Here is a 13,329-nt window from a genome sequence, read left to right on the forward strand (position 1 = left end):
GTGACGCGCCTTTTTTTGTGTCCGCAAATTTTTCGAGCTGATGAGGGCAGCAAAAAAGCCACTCTTGTTTTGGTTCTCATTATCATCTAATAATAAATCTCATTATCGGATGAGCCCAGGATCATGAGTTCTGCCTTGCACGAGCAGCCGTACCTCGAAAGCTGGCGCTGGATGAGTCGCCAGATCCGTTGCGCGATGGATCCCGATGAACCGCGCCTGATCGAGCATTACCTGGCCGAAGGCCGATATCTGGCCTGCTGCACGGCGACTTCGCCCTGGACGGTCGCTGAAACTTCTTTCCGTCTGCTGCTCGACACGGCCACCGACATCGCGTTGCCGTGGCACTGGCGCAGCCTCTGTCTCGATCAAGCCTGGCGCCCGCTGCGTGAAATGGAGCGCCTGTCACTGTGCAAATGCCGGCTCAAGCGCTGGCAAAGCTACACCTGGCAGCTCGCCACCTGCGAGTTGCAACCCTCGATTCCTCTTATTGAACTGGTGCAAGGATTTTCAGATGACCAAGACACGTATTGAGCGCGACAGCATGGGCGAACTGCAGGTGCCGGTGGACGCTCTCTACGGCGCGCAGACCCAGCGCGCAGTGGATAACTTCCCGATCAGCGGCAAGCCGATGCCGACCCAGTTCATCCGCGCCCTGATCCTGGCCAAAGCGGCCGCCGCCCGCGCCAACGTCGAACTCAACCAGATCAGCGCCGCGCAAGGCAAAGCCATCAGCGATGCCGCCCAAGGTCTGCTGGAAGGCGACTTCATGCAGCATTTCCCGGTGGATATCTTCCAGACCGGCTCGGGTACCAGCTCCAACATGAACGCCAACGAAGTGATCGCCACCCTGGCCAGCCGTTTGCTGGAAGAGCCGGTGCACGCCAACGATCACGTCAACTGCGGGCAAAGCAGCAACGACATCATCCCGACCACCATCCACGTCAGCGCCGCGCTGGCCCTGCACGAACAACTGCTGCCGGCGCTGCTGCATCTGGTGCAAGTGATCGAGCGCAAATCCGAACAAGTCCATCACCACGTCAAGACTGGTCGTACCCACTTGATGGACGCCATGCCGGTGCGCATGAGCCAGGTGCTTAACGGTTGGGCGCAGCAGCTCAAGGCCAATATCGGTCACCTGCAGGATTTGCTGCCAAGCCTGCAATCTCTGGCCCAGGGCGGCACGGCGGTCGGCACCGGGATCAATGCGCATCCGGAGTTCGCTGCGCGTTTCAGCCGCCAGCTCAGTCAGTTGACCAATGTCCAGTTCACCCCGGGCAAGGACCTGTTCGCCTTGATCGGCTCGCAAGACACCGCCGTGGCGGTGTCGGGTCAGCTCAAGGCCACCGCTGTCTCGCTGATGAAAATCGCCAATGACCTGCGATGGATGAACTCCGGTCCGCTCGCCGGCCTCGGTGAAATCGAGCTGGAAGGTTTGCAACCGGGCTCGTCGATCATGCCGGGCAAGGTCAATCCGGTGATTCCGGAAGCCACCGCCATGGTGGCCGCGCAAGTGATCGGCAACGATTCGGTGATCACCATCGCCGGGCAGTCGGGCAATTTCGAACTGAACGTGATGCTGCCGATCATCGCCCAGAACCTGCTGAGCAGCATCGAGTTGCTGGCCAACTCCAGCCGTCTGCTGGGCGACAAGGCCATCGCCAGCTTCAAGGTCAACGAGTCGCGCCTCAAGGAAGCGCTGTCGCGCAACCCGATTCTGGTTACGGCGCTCAACCCGATCATCGGTTACCAGAAAGCCGCCGAAATCGCCAAGCAGGCCTACAAACAAGGTCGCCCGGTGATCGAAGTCGCGCTGGAACACACCGACCTGTCGCGCAGCCAGCTGGAAGAGTTGCTCAATCCCGAGAAACTCACCGCCGGCGGCGTGTAAGCACCGCAACCGCTTTGGAGGTTCACCATGGAGCACTGGAAACGCACGATCGAACGGGCCAATCGCTGCTTCATGCTGGGCGATCTGATCGATGCTCGTGAAGCCTATTTACAAGCGCTGGCCTTGGCGCAAGTGTTGTTCGAGCGCTGGGCCGATGCCGACGAAGCGGTGGCGGCCTGTGTCATCTCTCATCACAACCTGGCGGATCTGCATCTGCGTCTGAATCAGCCGGAGGAGAGCGCCGAGTACCTGTGCGCGATCCATCAACGGCTGTTGCAGACCATGCAGGACGAGCGCCTGCGCCCGGCGCTGCGTGAAGCAGCCCTTCGCCAGAGCAGCAAGACCTACGTCGAGCTGCTCAATTTCATCAGCGAACACGGCGAATACCCGCGCACCCAGCGCTTGCTGCACCCGGATACCGGCAATGCGCGCCGCGCGCCTGCCCCACATCACCATGGAGTCCATTGAAATGGCTTTTACTCTTCCTGCCTTGCCTTACGCCTACGACGCACTGGAGCCGCACATCGATGCGCAAACCATGGAGATCCACTACACCAAGCATCATCAGACCTACATCAACAATCTGAACGCTGCGGTCGAGGGCACTGAATTCGCGGAGTGGCCGGTGGAAAAGCTGGTCTCCAGCGTCCAGCAGCTGCCGGAAAAACTCCGTGCGGCGGTGATCAACCAGGGTGGCGGTCACGCCAACCACTCGCTGTTCTGGGAAGTGATGGTGCCCAACGGTGGTGGTAAACCGGATGGTGCGCTGGCCAAGGCGATCGATGAACAACTGGGCGGCCTCGACAGCTTCAAGGACGCTTTCACCAACGCTGCGCTGACCCGCTTCGGCAGTGGCTGGGCGTGGCTCAGCGTCAACCCGGAAAAGAAACTGGTGGTGGAAAGCAGCGGTAACCAGGACAGCCCGCTGATGAACGGCAACACGCCGATACTCGGCCTCGACGTGTGGGAGCACGCCTACTATCTGCGTTATCAGAACCGTCGGCCGGAATACATCAGCGCTTTCTACAACGTGATCAACTGGCCGGAAGTTGCTGTGCGCTATCAGGCCGCGCTGGTTTAAGTCTCCTATAAAAACAATCCAAGGGTGACTATGGGCACTGAAACACTGGCGATCGGAAGTGGGCGTATGTTTCGTTACGCAATCGGGTCGCTGCTGCTGTTGGCGGGCATGACCTTGCTGGTCGCCCACGGACTGGAATGGCTGAATCTGGAACCGAGGCTATCGCGTGCGTTGCAGGGCGGAGCGATTTGCGCCCTCGGCACCGCACTCGGCGCGGTGCCGGTGCTGGTGATTCGCAACATGCCCCAGGCGCTGGGCGATACGCTGCTGGGGTTTGGTGCCGGTGTGATGCTGGCGGCGACCGCGTTTTCGCTGATCGTGCCCGGGATTGCCGCTGCCGAAAGTCTGGGTCTGAGCCCATGGGGCGCCAGTGGCCTGATCTGTTTCGGCATCATGCTCGGGGCATTCGGCCTGTATCTGGTTGATCGCCGGGTGTCGGGCGTCTCGCCGGAAATGCTCATTGGCACTGTCGAGCATCCGGTCATTCCACCGCGAATCTGGTTGTTCGTGTTCGCCATCATTGCCCATAATATCCCGGAAGGTATGGCGGTCGGGGTCTCGGCTGGCGGTGGAATGCCGGACGCTGACAGTCTGGCGATGGGCATTGCCCTGCAGGATGTGCCGGAAGGGCTGGTGATTGCACTGGTACTGGCCGGCGCCGGGATGTCGCGGGTCAAGGCGTTTTTGATCGGTGCAGCGTCAGGTCTGGTCGAACCGGTGTTCGCGCTGCTCTGTGCGTGGCTGGTCAGTCTTGCCGAGTTGTTGCTGCCCTTGGGCTTGGCGTTGGCGGCGGGCGCCATGCTGCTGGTGGTGACTCACGAGGTCATCCCGGAGTCTCGACGCAATGGTCACGAGAAGCTGGCGAGCCTGGGATTGCTGATCGGCTTCTGCCTGATGATGGTGATGGATACGGCGTTGGGATAAGTGTGGCGAGAGAGACCGCTCTCGCCACAAAGGACTTTCATTCGCCTTCCTCGAAGTAGTTGTTGATCAGCGTCACCAACTCGTCCATGGCTTCCTGTTCCTGATGACCTTCGGTACTCAGATGGATTTTGGTGCCCTTGCCTGCAGCGAGCATCATCATCGCCATGATGCTTTTACCGTCAACCGTGGTTTCCGGGGTGCGGCCCACTCTGATCGTGCAATCGGGAAACTTACCCGCCACTTTGACAAACTTTGCCGACGCGCGGGCGTGCAGGCCCAGCTTGTTGATGATTTCTATTTCCCGAGCAGGCATCGCAGTGTGAATCCTTTAGCTGAGGTCGCGGTGGCGAACCTGGACGTTCTTCAGAGTCTTCTGCAGCGCCTGGCCAAGACGTTCGGTCAGGTAAACGGAGCGGTGATGCCCGCCGGTGCAGCCGATGGCAATGGTGACGTAAGCGCGGTTGCTCGCCGCAAAGCGCGGCAACCATTTGTACAGATACGAGTAAATGTCCTGGTACATCTCCTCGACCTCAGGCTGCGCCGCGAGATACTCGGCGACCGGCTGATCGAGACCGGATTGCGCACGCAGTTCCGGTTTCCAGTACGGGTTCGGCAGGCAGCGTACATCGAACACCAGATCCGCATCCACCGGCATGCCGCGTTTGAAACCGAACGACTCCACCAGAAACGCAGTGCCCGGCTCCGGCTGGTTCAGCAGTCGCAGTTTGATGGTGTCGCGCAACTGATAGAGATTGAGGTTGGTGGTGTTGACCTTCAGATCGGCCAGATCGGCAATCGGGCCCAGCAAGGCAGTCTCATCGTTGATGGCTTCGGCCAGAGAACGGTTGGCGCTGCTGAGCGGGTGGCGGCGACGAGTCTCCGAAAAACGTTTGAGCAATGTTTCGTCATCGGCATCCAGGTACAGGACATCACACTGGATGTGCCGGCCGCGTACTTCCTCGAGCAGCTCTGGAAACCGAGACAGATGACTCGGCAGGTTACGGGCGTCGATCGAGACCGCCACCAGCGGCTGGAGCATTTCGGTATGGACCAACGCGCGCTCGGCGAGATCCGGGAGCAAGCCGGCAGGCAGGTTGTCAATGCAGTAGTAGCCGTTGTCCTCAAGGACATCCAGGGCGGTACTTTTACCCGAGCCGGAACGGCCACTGACAATGATCAAGCGCATGATTACGGCCTGTTCTGTTCTTCCAGTACAACTTGGTACAAGGCTTCGTTGCTTGGCGCGCTGCGCAGTCTGTCGCGCACGTCCTTGCGGTCGAGCATGCTGGCGATCTGGCGCAACAGCTCCAGGTGCGCATCGGTGGCGGCTTCCGGTACCAGCAGGACGAAAAGCAGGTCCACAGGCGCGCCGTCGATAGCGTCGAAATCGATAGGTGCATCAAGGTGCATCAGCGCACTGATCGGCGCTTCGCAGCCCTTGAGGCGGCAGTGGGGAATGGCGATGCCGTTGCCAAAACCGGTGGAACCCAGTTTTTCACGGGCAATCAATGCCTCGAAGACATCTTGCATCTCCAGATCCGGGACTTCCCGGGCGATCAGGTTGGCAATTTGTTCGAGGGCTTTCTTTTTACTGCCGCCCGGCACGTTCACCAGGGAACGGCCGGGGGTCAGAATGCTTTCGAGTCGGATCATGGGGGTGGGGGTTATCGACCGGTAGCGCCCTGAAGCAGGCTCTGGGTCTTTTCCTTATGCTTTTTGAGTTGTTTATCAAGCTTGTCGGTCAGCGCGTCGATCGCAGCGTACATATCGGTATGTTCCGCGTTTGCGACGACCTCATTGCCGGGAATATGCAGCGTGGCTTCGATTTTCTGTTTCAGCTTTTCGACGCACATCGTGACTTGCACGTTGGTGATCTTGTCGAAATGTCCCTCAAGCCTCTTGAGCTTTTGCTCAACGTACTCACGGAGAGGTTGGGTAACTTCCAGTTGGTGTCCACTGATGTTGACTTGCATACAGCTTCTCCTTCGTTGCCAGTGCATAAAGCGGCAGGCCGAAGAGCCTGCCACTGGAACGCTGTAACGTGGCTTACATCAACCGCTTGCGTTCGCTCGAAGGCGCGATCCCCAGGGATTCGCGGTACTTGGCGACGGTGCGGCGAGCCACCTGAATGCCTTGTGCCTCCAGTAAACCAGCGATCTTGCTGTCACTCAACGGCTTTTTCTGATTTTCCGCGGCAACCAGTTTCTTGATGATCGCGCGGATCGCCGTGGACGAGCATTCGCCGCCTTCGGAGGTGCTCACATGGCTGGAGAAAAAGTATTTCAGTTCATATATGCCCCGTGGGGTATGCATGAATTTTTGTGTGGTCACCCGGGAAATCGTCGATTCGTGCATGCCCACCGCTTCAGCGATGTCATGCAGGACCAGCGGCTTCATGGCTTCGTCGCCGTACTCCAGAAAACCGCGCTGATGCTCGACAATCTGGGTGGCTACTTTCATCAGGGTTTCGTTGCGGCTCTGCAGGCTCTTGATGAACCAGCGGGCTTCCTGCAACTGATTGCGCATGAAGGTGTTGTCGGCACTGGTGTCGGCGCGACGGACGAAACCGGCGTACTGGGCGTTGACCCGCAGGCGCGGCACCGATTCCTGGTTCAGCTCGACCAGCCAGCGCTCGTTGTCCTTGCGCACGATGACGTCAGGCACTACGTATTCGGCTTCGGTCGACTCGATCTGCGAACCGGGGCGCGGATTGAGGCTCTGCACCAGTTCGATGACCTGGCGCAATTCATCTTCCTTGAGCTTCATGCGGCGCATCAGCTGGCTGTAATCGCGGCTGCCGAGCAGATCGATGTAATCGGTAACCAGACGCTTGGCTTCGGCCAGCCAAGGGGTCTTGGCCGACAGCTGACGCAATTGCAGCAGCAGACATTCGCCCAGGTTGCGTGCGCCGATGCCGGCCGGTTCGAACTGCTGGATGCGGTGCAGGACGGCTTCGATCTCGTCCAGCTCGATGTCGAGTTCCGGATCGAAGGCGTCGAGGATTTCTTCGAGGGTTTCGTCGAGGTAGCCCTGATTGTTGATGCAATCGATCAGGGTGACGGCGATCAGGCGATCGGTGTCGGACATCGGTGCCAGGTTCAACTGCCACAGCAGGTGGCTTTGCAGGCTCTCGCCGGCGGAGGTGCGGGTGGTGAAGTCCCACTCGTCATCGTCGCTGCTCGGCAGGCTGCTGGCGCTGGTCTGGTAGACGTCTTCCCAGGCGGTGTCGACGGGCAGTTCGTTGGGGATTCGCTCGTTCCATTCGCCGTCTTCGAGGTTATCGACTGTCGGCGCGGTCTCCTGATAGGAGGGTTCCTGGATCTCGGTGTTGGGCTTCTGCTCGGCGTTGTCGGCCATGGGATCGGAGTTGTCGAAGTCGTCGCCGTCTTCCTGGCGTTCGAGCATCGGATTGGATTCCAGAGCCTCCTGGATTTCCTGTTGCAGATCCAGGGTCGACAATTGGAGCAGGCGGATGGCCTGTTGCAGCTGCGGTGTCATCGTCAGCTGCTGGCCCATTCTCAAGACTAGCGATGGTTTCATGGCAGGGGCTTAACACCTTATTCGCCGGCGCTATGCGCCATCCACTACAGGGCGCCGGAGCGCCAAACTTAAGCAAATTATATGCCCGAAACCGAAGTGTTTGCCTAGAGCGCTGTAACAATAAAAAGCGATAAAACCTTGTTGACACATCTAGCCGGCGGGCGCCCGATCGAGTTGATCGGGCATCTGCGTGGCTTACAGGCGGAACTCGTGACCCAGATAGACTTCCTTCACCAGATCGTTGGCGAGGATGGTCGCGGAGTCGCCTTCGGCGATCAACTGGCCGTCGTTGACGATGTAGGCGGTTTCGCAGATATCCAGCGTCTCGCGGACGTTGTGGTCGGTGATCAGTACGCCGATGCCTTTGGCCTTGAGGTGGTGGATGATCTGCTTGATGTCGCCGACCGAGATCGGGTCGACACCGGCGAACGGTTCGTCGAGCAGGATGAATTTCGGTGCCGTGGCCAGTGCGCGGGCGATCTCCACGCGGCGGCGCTCACCACCGGACAGGCTCATGCCGAGGTTGTCGCGGATGTGGCTGATATGGAATTCCTGCAGCAGGCTTTCCAGCTCCTTGCGACGACCGGCCTTGTCGAGCTCCTGACGGGTCTCGAGGATGGCCATGATGTTGTCGGCTACCGACAGTTTGCGGAAGATCGACGCTTCTTGCGGCAGATAGCCGATACCGGCCTTGGCGCGACCGTGCATCGGCTGGTGGCTGACATCAAGATCGTCGATCAGTACGCGACCCTGATCGGCCTGGACCAGGCCGACGATCATGTAGAAGCAGGTGGTCTTGCCGGCGCCGTTCGGGCCGAGCAGGCCGACGATCTGACCACTGTCGATCGACAGGCTGACGTCGCGCACGACCTGGCGGCTTTTATAGGCCTTGGCCAGGTGCTGAGCTTTCAGAGTTGCCATTACTGGGTTTTCTCGTCGGTTTTCTTCTTCGGCTGGATCACCATGTCGATACGCGGACGCGCTTCGGTGACCTTGCTGCCAGTGGCTCGACCGGCGCTGGCCAGTTTCTTCACCGTGTCATAGACGATTTTCTCGCCCTGAGTGGTGTTGTTGTCCTTGTCGACGACTTTGGCCTTGTCGATCAGTACAACGCGGTTCTGCTGTGCGTGGTACTGGATGGTCACGCCCCAGCCCTGAACGGGCTTGGTGTCGCCGGCAGTCTGCAACTGTTCGAAGTAGGCGAGGTTGCCCACCGAAGTCACGACGTCGATGTCGCCGTTGGGCGCACGGGTCATGGTCACGGTGTTGCCTTTGACGATCATCGAACCCTGGGTGATGATCACGTCGCCTTTATAGGTGGCAACGCCGTTCTTGTCGTCCAGCTGGGCATCGTCGGCCTGAATGCGGATTGGCTGCTCTTGATCGTTCGGCAGAGCCCAGGCGCTCACGCTTCCCAGTGCTGCGCCCAGACTGAGCAAAATAGGGAGGGTTTTAACGAGCCTCATACTGTCCTCTTACGTTCGATAGCAGGTGTATCCTGCTTTCCTTCAAATACGCTTTCATTCCTACGCCAGTCGATACGCCGCCAGCGCCGTCGATTCTAACGGGTTGCTGGGTCTGCGCATATTGCTGCTGCGGGAACACCGTCATGCGAGTGGAGGTGATCAGGGTGTCGCGGTTCTTTTCGTCGGTGCGCTTGACGCGTACCGAGTCGATCAGTTCGACCTCGGTGCCACCAGAGTTCACTTCGCCGCGTTCACTGGTCACATGCCATGGAAAATCGGTGCCACGGAACATATTCAGATCGGGCTTGGTGACCAGTGTAATGTCGGTCGCCTTGACGTGCTCAGCCTTGTCGGATGTCATTTCGTACTGCACTTTGCCGTCTTCGAGGTACTGGATCGTGTGTGTATTGGTCGCATACCAGTCGATCGGACTTTCCTCTGCCGAAACCGGCGGTTTGTCGAGGAAGCGTTCCGGGCTGATGTTCCAGTAGCCGACCGCACCGAAAATCGCTGCGATGCAACCGAACAGCAGGATGTTGCGAAACTTTTTGCTAAACATGGTTGGACTCACAGGTACGCGTTGTTGGCGGCGTCGAGGCTGCCTTGGGCGCGCAGGATCAGTTCGCAGAATTCGCGGGCGGCGCCTTCGCCGCCACGGGCCTGGGTGACGCCATGGGCGTGCTCTCGCACAAAGGGAGCGGCGTTGGCCACGGCCATGCCCAGCCCTACACGGCGGATCACCGGCAGGTCCGGCAGGTCGTCACCGAGGTAAGCCACTTGCTCATAGCTTAGGCCCAGTTGCTCCAGAAGACCGTCGAGAACGACCAGTTTGTCTTCGCGGCCCTGAAACAGGTGCGGGATGCCCAGGTTTTTTGCCCGGCGTTCGACCACCGGGGTCTTGCGACCGCTGATGATGGCGGTCTGGACGCCGGCGTTCATCAGCATCTTGATGCCCTGGCCATCGAGCGTATTGAAAGTCTTGAACTCGCTGCCGTCTTCAAGGAAGTACAGACGCCCGTCGGTGAGGACGCCGTCGACGTCGAAAACCGCCAGTTTGATGGCTTTGCCGCGTTGCAGCAGATCGTTGCTCATTTACATCACTCCTGCGCGCAGCAGATCGGAGAGGTTGAAGGCGCCGATCGGGCGATCCTCTTCATCCACGACAACCAGTGCGTTGATTCGGTGGTCTTCCATGATTTTCAGGGCCTCGGCGGCGAGCATCTCGGCGCGGGCGGTCTTGCCGTGGACGGTCATCACCTGGTCGATGGTGGCGCTGTGGATATCGATGCTGCGATCCAGGGTGCGACGCAGGTCTCCGTCAGTGAAGATCCCGGCCAGTTTGCCGTCCGCTTCAAGAATGACGGTCATGCCCAGACCCTTGCGGGTCATTTCCATCAGTGCATCCTTGAGCAGGGTGCCGCGTTGAACCTGCGGCAGTTCCTGACCGGCATGCATGACATTTTCAACTTTCAGCAGCAGGCGTCGGCCCAGTGCGCCGCCCGGGTGGGAAAAGGCGAAGTCTTCGGCGGTGAAACCGCGCGCTTCCAGCAGCGCCACGGCCAGTGCGTCGCCCATGACCAGTGCGGCGGTGGTCGAGGAGGTCGGCGCCAGGTTCAGCGGGCAGGCTTCGTGCTCGACGTGAACGTTGAGATTGACCTCGGCGGCCTTGGCCAGCGGCGATTGCGGATTGCCGGTGACGCTGATCAGCTGGATGCCCAGGCGCTTGATCAGTGGCAGCAGGGTGACGATTTCGTTGGTAGAGCCGGAGTTCGACAGGGCCAGAATCACGTCATCACGGGTGATCATGCCCATGTCGCCGTGGCTGGCCTCGGCCGGGTGCACGAAAAACGCCGGGGTGCCGGTGCTGGCCAGGGTCGCGGCAATCTTGTTGCCGATGTGCCCGGACTTGCCCATGCCGACCACGACAACACGGCCCTTGCTGGCCAGAATCATCTCGCAAGCGCGTACGAAATCGGCGTCGATATGGGGCAACAAGCCTTGTACGGCTTCCACTTCGAGGCGGATGGTGCGTTGTGCCGATTGAATCAGGTCGCTGGTTTGGCTCATGTCAGAAATCGTATAGCCCGATGAAAAGGCGGCGATTATAGCGGTTATGTTGAAAAGCCTCACGCAAGTTCGTCGTGCTTTGTCATTCCTCGTTACCAAAACTCTGTAAATAAGGCTTCAAGCCCTTCAACTCACAGAATGCAGGCCGGTGCAGGCCTTGGGCGCTTGCCCTTTGCAGTGATATAGTTCGCCGCCAGTTCGGCCTGCCCGGGATGTAGGGGCTTTCCTCCAGAAAGCCAGGCGTCCGAGTGAGAGGCTGCATCGCAAGGAGTTTAGATGAGTGCCGATAACGCCTACGCGGTCGAGCTGAAGGGAGTCTCCTTCAAGCGCGGTGCGCGGAGCATTTTCAATAACGTCGATATCCGCATCCCGCGCGGCAAGGTCACCGGTATCATGGGGCCTTCCGGGTGTGGCAAGACCACACTGTTGCGCCTGATGGGCGCCCAGTTGCGGCCATCCAAAGGCGAGGTCTGGGTCAACGGCCAGAACCTGCCGAAGCTGTCGCGCAGCGATCTGTTCGATGCGCGCAAGCACATGGGCGTGCTGTTTCAGAGCGGTGCGCTGTTCACCGATCTCGATGTGTTCGAGAACGTCGCCTTCCCGCTGCGTGTTCATACCGATCTGCCGGACGAGATGATCCGCGACATCGTGCTGCTCAAATTGCAGGCGGTGGGCCTGCGCGGTGCGATCGAGCTCATGCCTGATGAACTGTCCGGCGGCATGAAACGTCGTGTCGCCCTGGCCCGGGCCATTGCCCTCGATCCGCAGATCCTGATGTACGACGAACCGTTCGTCGGCCAGGACCCGATCGCCATGGGTGTTCTGGTCCGCCTGATCCGGCTGCTCAACGATGCCCTGGGGATCACCAGTATCGTGGTGTCCCACGATCTCGCCGAAACCGCGAGCATCGCCGACTACATCTATGTGGTCGGTGATGGCCAGGTATTGGGGCAGGGCACGCCGGACGAACTGATGAGCTCGGACGATCCGCGTATCCGCCAGTTCATGACCGGTGAACCCGACGGTCCGGTGCCGTATCACTTTCCAGCGCCGGATTACCGCGCAGATCTTCTGGGGAAGCGCCGCTGATGCGCAGAATTACATTAATGGAGCGTGTGCGTCGTTTCGGCCTCGCCGGAATCGACAGCGTCGCAGTGTTCGGGCGTTCGACCCTGTTCCTGTTTCATGCCTTGCTCGGGCGTGGCGGTATTGGCGGTGGTTTTGGCCTGCTGGTCAAACAGCTGCATTCCGTCGGCGTGATGTCGCTGGTGATCATCGTGGTGTCAGGGATCTTCATCGGCATGGTGCTGGCGCTGCAGGGCTTCAACATCCTGTCGAGCTATGGCTCGGAGCAGGCTGTCGGGCAGATGGTGGCGCTGACCCTGTTGCGTGAGTTGGGGCCGGTGGTGACCGCGCTGTTGTTCGCCGGTCGTGCCGGTTCGGCGCTGACGGCGGAAATCGGCAACATGAAATCCACCGAACAGCTGTCCAGCCTGGAAATGATCGGGGTCGACCCGCTCAAGTACATCATCGCCCCGCGCCTGTGGGCCGGCTTCATTTCCCTGCCGGTGCTGGCGATGATCTTCAGCGTGGTCGGCATCTGGGGCGGGTCGTGGGTTGCCGTCGACTGGCTGGGCGTCTACGAAGGTTCCTACTGGTCGAACATGCAGAACAGCGTGAGCTTCGGTGACGATGTGCTCAACGGCATCATCAAAAGTGCAGTATTCGCTTTTGTCGTCACCTGGATCGCCGTATTTCAAGGCTATGACTGCGAACCCACTTCCGAGGGGATCAGCCGTGCCACCACCAAGACCGTGGTTTACGCCTCGCTGGCAGTACTCGGCCTGGACTTTATTCTGACCGCTTTGATGTTTGGAGATTTCTGATGCAAAACCGCACCCTGGAAATCGGTGTCGGCCTGTTCCTGCTGGCAGGGATCCTGGCTTTGTTGCTGCTCGCCCTGCGGGTCAGCGGCCTGTCTCCGACTTCGACCACCGATACTTACAAGCTTTACGCGTATTTCGACAATATCGCCGGTTTGACGGTCAGAGCCAAAGTGACCATGGCGGGTGTAACCATCGGCAAGGTCACCGCGATCGATCTGGATCGCGACAGCTTCACCGGTCGGGTGACCCTGCAAGTGGATAAAAGCGTCGACAATCTGCCGACCGACTCCACAGCATCTATCCTGACTGCGGGTCTGCTGGGCGAGAAATACATCGGTATCAGCGTGGGCGGGGAAGACACCCGGCTCAAGGATGGTGGAACCATCCACGACACGCAGTCGTCTCTGGTACTGGAAGACCTGATCGGTAAATTCCTGCTCAATACCGTTAGCAAAGACGCCAAATGAGGAGCTTTTG

At 59.5% G+C, this 13,329-nt stretch carries 18 protein-coding genes; 8 read left to right on the top strand and 10 right to left on the bottom strand.

Translation table 11 applies throughout. From position 1 onward, the window contains the following. Positions 1 to 123 precede the first annotated feature (123 nt). Genes QR290_RS05625 through QR290_RS05645 form a run of 5 tightly spaced genes read left to right on the top strand, consistent with a single transcriptional unit; the run spans position 124 to position 3,893 of the window. A complete protein-coding gene (locus QR290_RS05625) occupies positions 124 to 531 on the top strand; it encodes a FagA protein (protein WP_085711791.1) in 408 nt (135 codons plus the stop codon). Continuing rightward, positions 512 to 1,888 (top strand): class II fumarate hydratase, encoded by a 1,377-nt coding sequence (locus QR290_RS05630; protein WP_289204518.1) that lies wholly within the window; start codon positions 512 to 514, stop codon positions 1,886 to 1,888. The genes QR290_RS05625 and QR290_RS05630 overlap by 20 nt, the downstream gene beginning before the upstream one ends. Before the next feature lie 27 nt (positions 1,889 to 1,915). Continuing rightward, entirely contained in the window at positions 1,916 to 2,356 is a 441-nt protein-coding gene (locus QR290_RS05635) for a hypothetical protein (protein ID WP_085698456.1), read from the top strand. Between the two features lies 1 nt (position 2,357). Further along, a complete protein-coding gene (locus QR290_RS05640; protein WP_289204519.1) occupies positions 2,358 to 2,969 on the top strand; it encodes a superoxide dismutase in 612 nt (203 codons plus the stop codon). A gap of 30 nt (positions 2,970 to 2,999) precedes the next feature. After that, the gene (locus QR290_RS05645; RefSeq protein WP_115076557.1) at positions 3,000 to 3,893 is read left to right on the top strand and encodes a ZIP family metal transporter; all 894 of its coding nucleotides are present in this window, start codon (positions 3,000 to 3,002) and stop codon (positions 3,891 to 3,893) included. A 37-nt stretch (positions 3,894 to 3,930) separates the two neighbouring features. Here QR290_RS05645 and QR290_RS05650 read toward each other — a convergent pair whose 3' ends face one another. The 10 genes from QR290_RS05650 to QR290_RS05695 form a co-directional block, all read right to left on the bottom strand. Further along, positions 3,931 to 4,206, bottom strand: a complete 276-nt coding sequence (locus QR290_RS05650) for an HPr family phosphocarrier protein (RefSeq protein WP_115076558.1) — start codon at positions 4,204 to 4,206, stop codon at positions 3,931 to 3,933. A gap of 15 nt (positions 4,207 to 4,221) precedes the next feature. After that, a complete protein-coding gene (rapZ, locus tag QR290_RS05655; protein WP_115076559.1) occupies positions 4,222 to 5,079 on the bottom strand; it encodes an RNase adapter RapZ in 858 nt (285 codons plus the stop codon). A gap of 2 nt (positions 5,080 to 5,081) precedes the next feature. Next, the gene (gene ptsN / locus QR290_RS05660) at positions 5,082 to 5,546 is read right to left on the bottom strand and encodes a PTS IIA-like nitrogen regulatory protein PtsN (RefSeq protein ID WP_007953580.1); all 465 of its coding nucleotides are present in this window, start codon (positions 5,544 to 5,546) and stop codon (positions 5,082 to 5,084) included. Positions 5,547 to 5,557: 11 nt separating this feature from the next. After that, a complete protein-coding gene (gene hpf, locus QR290_RS05665) occupies positions 5,558 to 5,866 on the bottom strand; it encodes a ribosome hibernation-promoting factor, HPF/YfiA family (protein ID WP_007953578.1) in 309 nt (102 codons plus the stop codon). Between the two features lie 73 nt (positions 5,867 to 5,939). After that, on the bottom strand, positions 5,940 to 7,433 hold the full coding sequence (locus tag QR290_RS05670; protein WP_011332472.1) for an RNA polymerase factor sigma-54: 1,494 nt from the start codon (positions 7,431 to 7,433) through the stop codon (positions 5,940 to 5,942). Positions 7,434 to 7,628: 195 nt separating this feature from the next. After that, the gene (gene lptB, locus QR290_RS05675) at positions 7,629 to 8,354 is read right to left on the bottom strand and encodes an LPS export ABC transporter ATP-binding protein (RefSeq protein WP_007953572.1); all 726 of its coding nucleotides are present in this window, start codon (positions 8,352 to 8,354) and stop codon (positions 7,629 to 7,631) included. Continuing rightward, positions 8,354 to 8,899, bottom strand: coding sequence for a lipopolysaccharide transport periplasmic protein LptA (gene lptA / locus QR290_RS05680; protein ID WP_115076561.1), 546 nt, complete (start codon positions 8,897 to 8,899; stop codon positions 8,354 to 8,356). Before lptA ends, lptB begins: the two co-directional genes overlap by 1 nt. After that, entirely contained in the window at positions 8,886 to 9,458 is a 573-nt protein-coding gene (lptC, locus tag QR290_RS05685; protein ID WP_007953568.1) for an LPS export ABC transporter periplasmic protein LptC, read from the bottom strand. The genes lptA and lptC overlap by 14 nt, the downstream gene beginning before the upstream one ends. A gap of 8 nt (positions 9,459 to 9,466) precedes the next feature. Continuing rightward, the gene (locus QR290_RS05690; RefSeq protein WP_085611339.1) at positions 9,467 to 9,991 is read right to left on the bottom strand and encodes a KdsC family phosphatase; all 525 of its coding nucleotides are present in this window, start codon (positions 9,989 to 9,991) and stop codon (positions 9,467 to 9,469) included. After that, positions 9,992 to 10,966 carry a KpsF/GutQ family sugar-phosphate isomerase gene (locus QR290_RS05695; RefSeq protein WP_011332477.1) on the bottom strand — a complete coding sequence of 325 codons (975 nt, stop codon included), beginning with the start codon at positions 10,964 to 10,966 and terminating at the stop codon, positions 9,992 to 9,994. A 276-nt stretch (positions 10,967 to 11,242) separates the two neighbouring features. On the opposite strand from QR290_RS05695, the gene QR290_RS05700 reads away from it, so the two are divergent. The 3 genes from QR290_RS05700 to mlaD are packed head-to-tail and all read left to right on the top strand — an operon-like array spanning position 11,243 to position 13,319. Further along, positions 11,243 to 12,055 carry an ATP-binding cassette domain-containing protein gene (locus QR290_RS05700; RefSeq protein ID WP_007953564.1) on the top strand — a complete coding sequence of 271 codons (813 nt, stop codon included), beginning with the start codon at positions 11,243 to 11,245 and terminating at the stop codon, positions 12,053 to 12,055. Further along, positions 12,055 to 12,852: a lipid asymmetry maintenance ABC transporter permease subunit MlaE gene (gene mlaE, locus QR290_RS05705; protein ID WP_007953561.1), complete on the top strand. Its 798-nt coding sequence runs from the start codon at positions 12,055 to 12,057 to the stop codon at positions 12,850 to 12,852. Before QR290_RS05700 ends, mlaE begins: the two co-directional genes overlap by 1 nt. Further along, a complete protein-coding gene (gene mlaD / locus QR290_RS05710; protein ID WP_007953559.1) occupies positions 12,852 to 13,319 on the top strand; it encodes an outer membrane lipid asymmetry maintenance protein MlaD in 468 nt (155 codons plus the stop codon). Before mlaE ends, mlaD begins: the two co-directional genes overlap by 1 nt. Positions 13,320 to 13,329: the final 10 nt, after the last annotated feature.

Origin of the sequence: Pseudomonas fluorescens, assembly GCF_030344995.1 — a bacterium.
Lineage (GTDB): Bacteria > Pseudomonadota > Gammaproteobacteria > Pseudomonadales > Pseudomonadaceae > Aquipseudomonas > Aquipseudomonas fluorescens_BF.

What these genes read in the sequence shown, in the direction of transcription:
- QR290_RS05695 (WP_011332477.1), bottom strand. Translation starts at nt 10,966, where the DNA reads ATGAGCCAAACCAGCGACCTGATTCAATCGGCACAACGCACCATCCGC.
- mlaD (WP_007953559.1), top strand. Translation starts at nt 12,852, where the DNA reads ATGCAAAACCGCACCCTGGAAATCGGTGTCGGCCTGTTCCTGCTGGCA.
- QR290_RS05650 (WP_115076558.1), bottom strand. Translation starts at nt 4,206, where the DNA reads ATGCCTGCTCGGGAAATAGAAATCATCAACAAGCTGGGCCTGCACGCC.
- QR290_RS05645 (WP_115076557.1), top strand. Translation starts at nt 3,000, where the DNA reads ATGGGCACTGAAACACTGGCGATCGGAAGTGGGCGTATGTTTCGTTAC.
- hpf (WP_007953578.1), bottom strand. Translation starts at nt 5,866, where the DNA reads ATGCAAGTCAACATCAGTGGACACCAACTGGAAGTTACCCAACCTCTC.
- ptsN (WP_007953580.1), bottom strand. Translation starts at nt 5,546, where the DNA reads ATGATCCGACTCGAAAGCATTCTGACCCCCGGCCGTTCCCTGGTGAAC.
- lptB (WP_007953572.1), bottom strand. Translation starts at nt 8,354, where the DNA reads ATGGCAACTCTGAAAGCTCAGCACCTGGCCAAGGCCTATAAAAGCCGC.
- rapZ (WP_115076559.1), bottom strand. Translation starts at nt 5,079, where the DNA reads ATGCGCTTGATCATTGTCAGTGGCCGTTCCGGCTCGGGTAAAAGTACC.
- mlaE (WP_007953561.1), top strand. Translation starts at nt 12,055, where the DNA reads ATGCGCAGAATTACATTAATGGAGCGTGTGCGTCGTTTCGGCCTCGCC.
- QR290_RS05700 (WP_007953564.1), top strand. Translation starts at nt 11,243, where the DNA reads ATGAGTGCCGATAACGCCTACGCGGTCGAGCTGAAGGGAGTCTCCTTC.
- QR290_RS05630 (WP_289204518.1), top strand. Translation starts at nt 512, where the DNA reads ATGACCAAGACACGTATTGAGCGCGACAGCATGGGCGAACTGCAGGTG.
- QR290_RS05635 (WP_085698456.1), top strand. Translation starts at nt 1,916, where the DNA reads ATGGAGCACTGGAAACGCACGATCGAACGGGCCAATCGCTGCTTCATG.
- lptA (WP_115076561.1), bottom strand. Translation starts at nt 8,899, where the DNA reads ATGAGGCTCGTTAAAACCCTCCCTATTTTGCTCAGTCTGGGCGCAGCA.
- QR290_RS05640 (WP_289204519.1), top strand. Translation starts at nt 2,358, where the DNA reads ATGGCTTTTACTCTTCCTGCCTTGCCTTACGCCTACGACGCACTGGAG.
- QR290_RS05625 (WP_085711791.1), top strand. Translation starts at nt 124, where the DNA reads ATGAGTTCTGCCTTGCACGAGCAGCCGTACCTCGAAAGCTGGCGCTGG.
- lptC (WP_007953568.1), bottom strand. Translation starts at nt 9,458, where the DNA reads ATGTTTAGCAAAAAGTTTCGCAACATCCTGCTGTTCGGTTGCATCGCA.
- QR290_RS05670 (WP_011332472.1), bottom strand. Translation starts at nt 7,433, where the DNA reads ATGAAACCATCGCTAGTCTTGAGAATGGGCCAGCAGCTGACGATGACA.
- QR290_RS05690 (WP_085611339.1), bottom strand. Translation starts at nt 9,991, where the DNA reads ATGAGCAACGATCTGCTGCAACGCGGCAAAGCCATCAAACTGGCGGTT.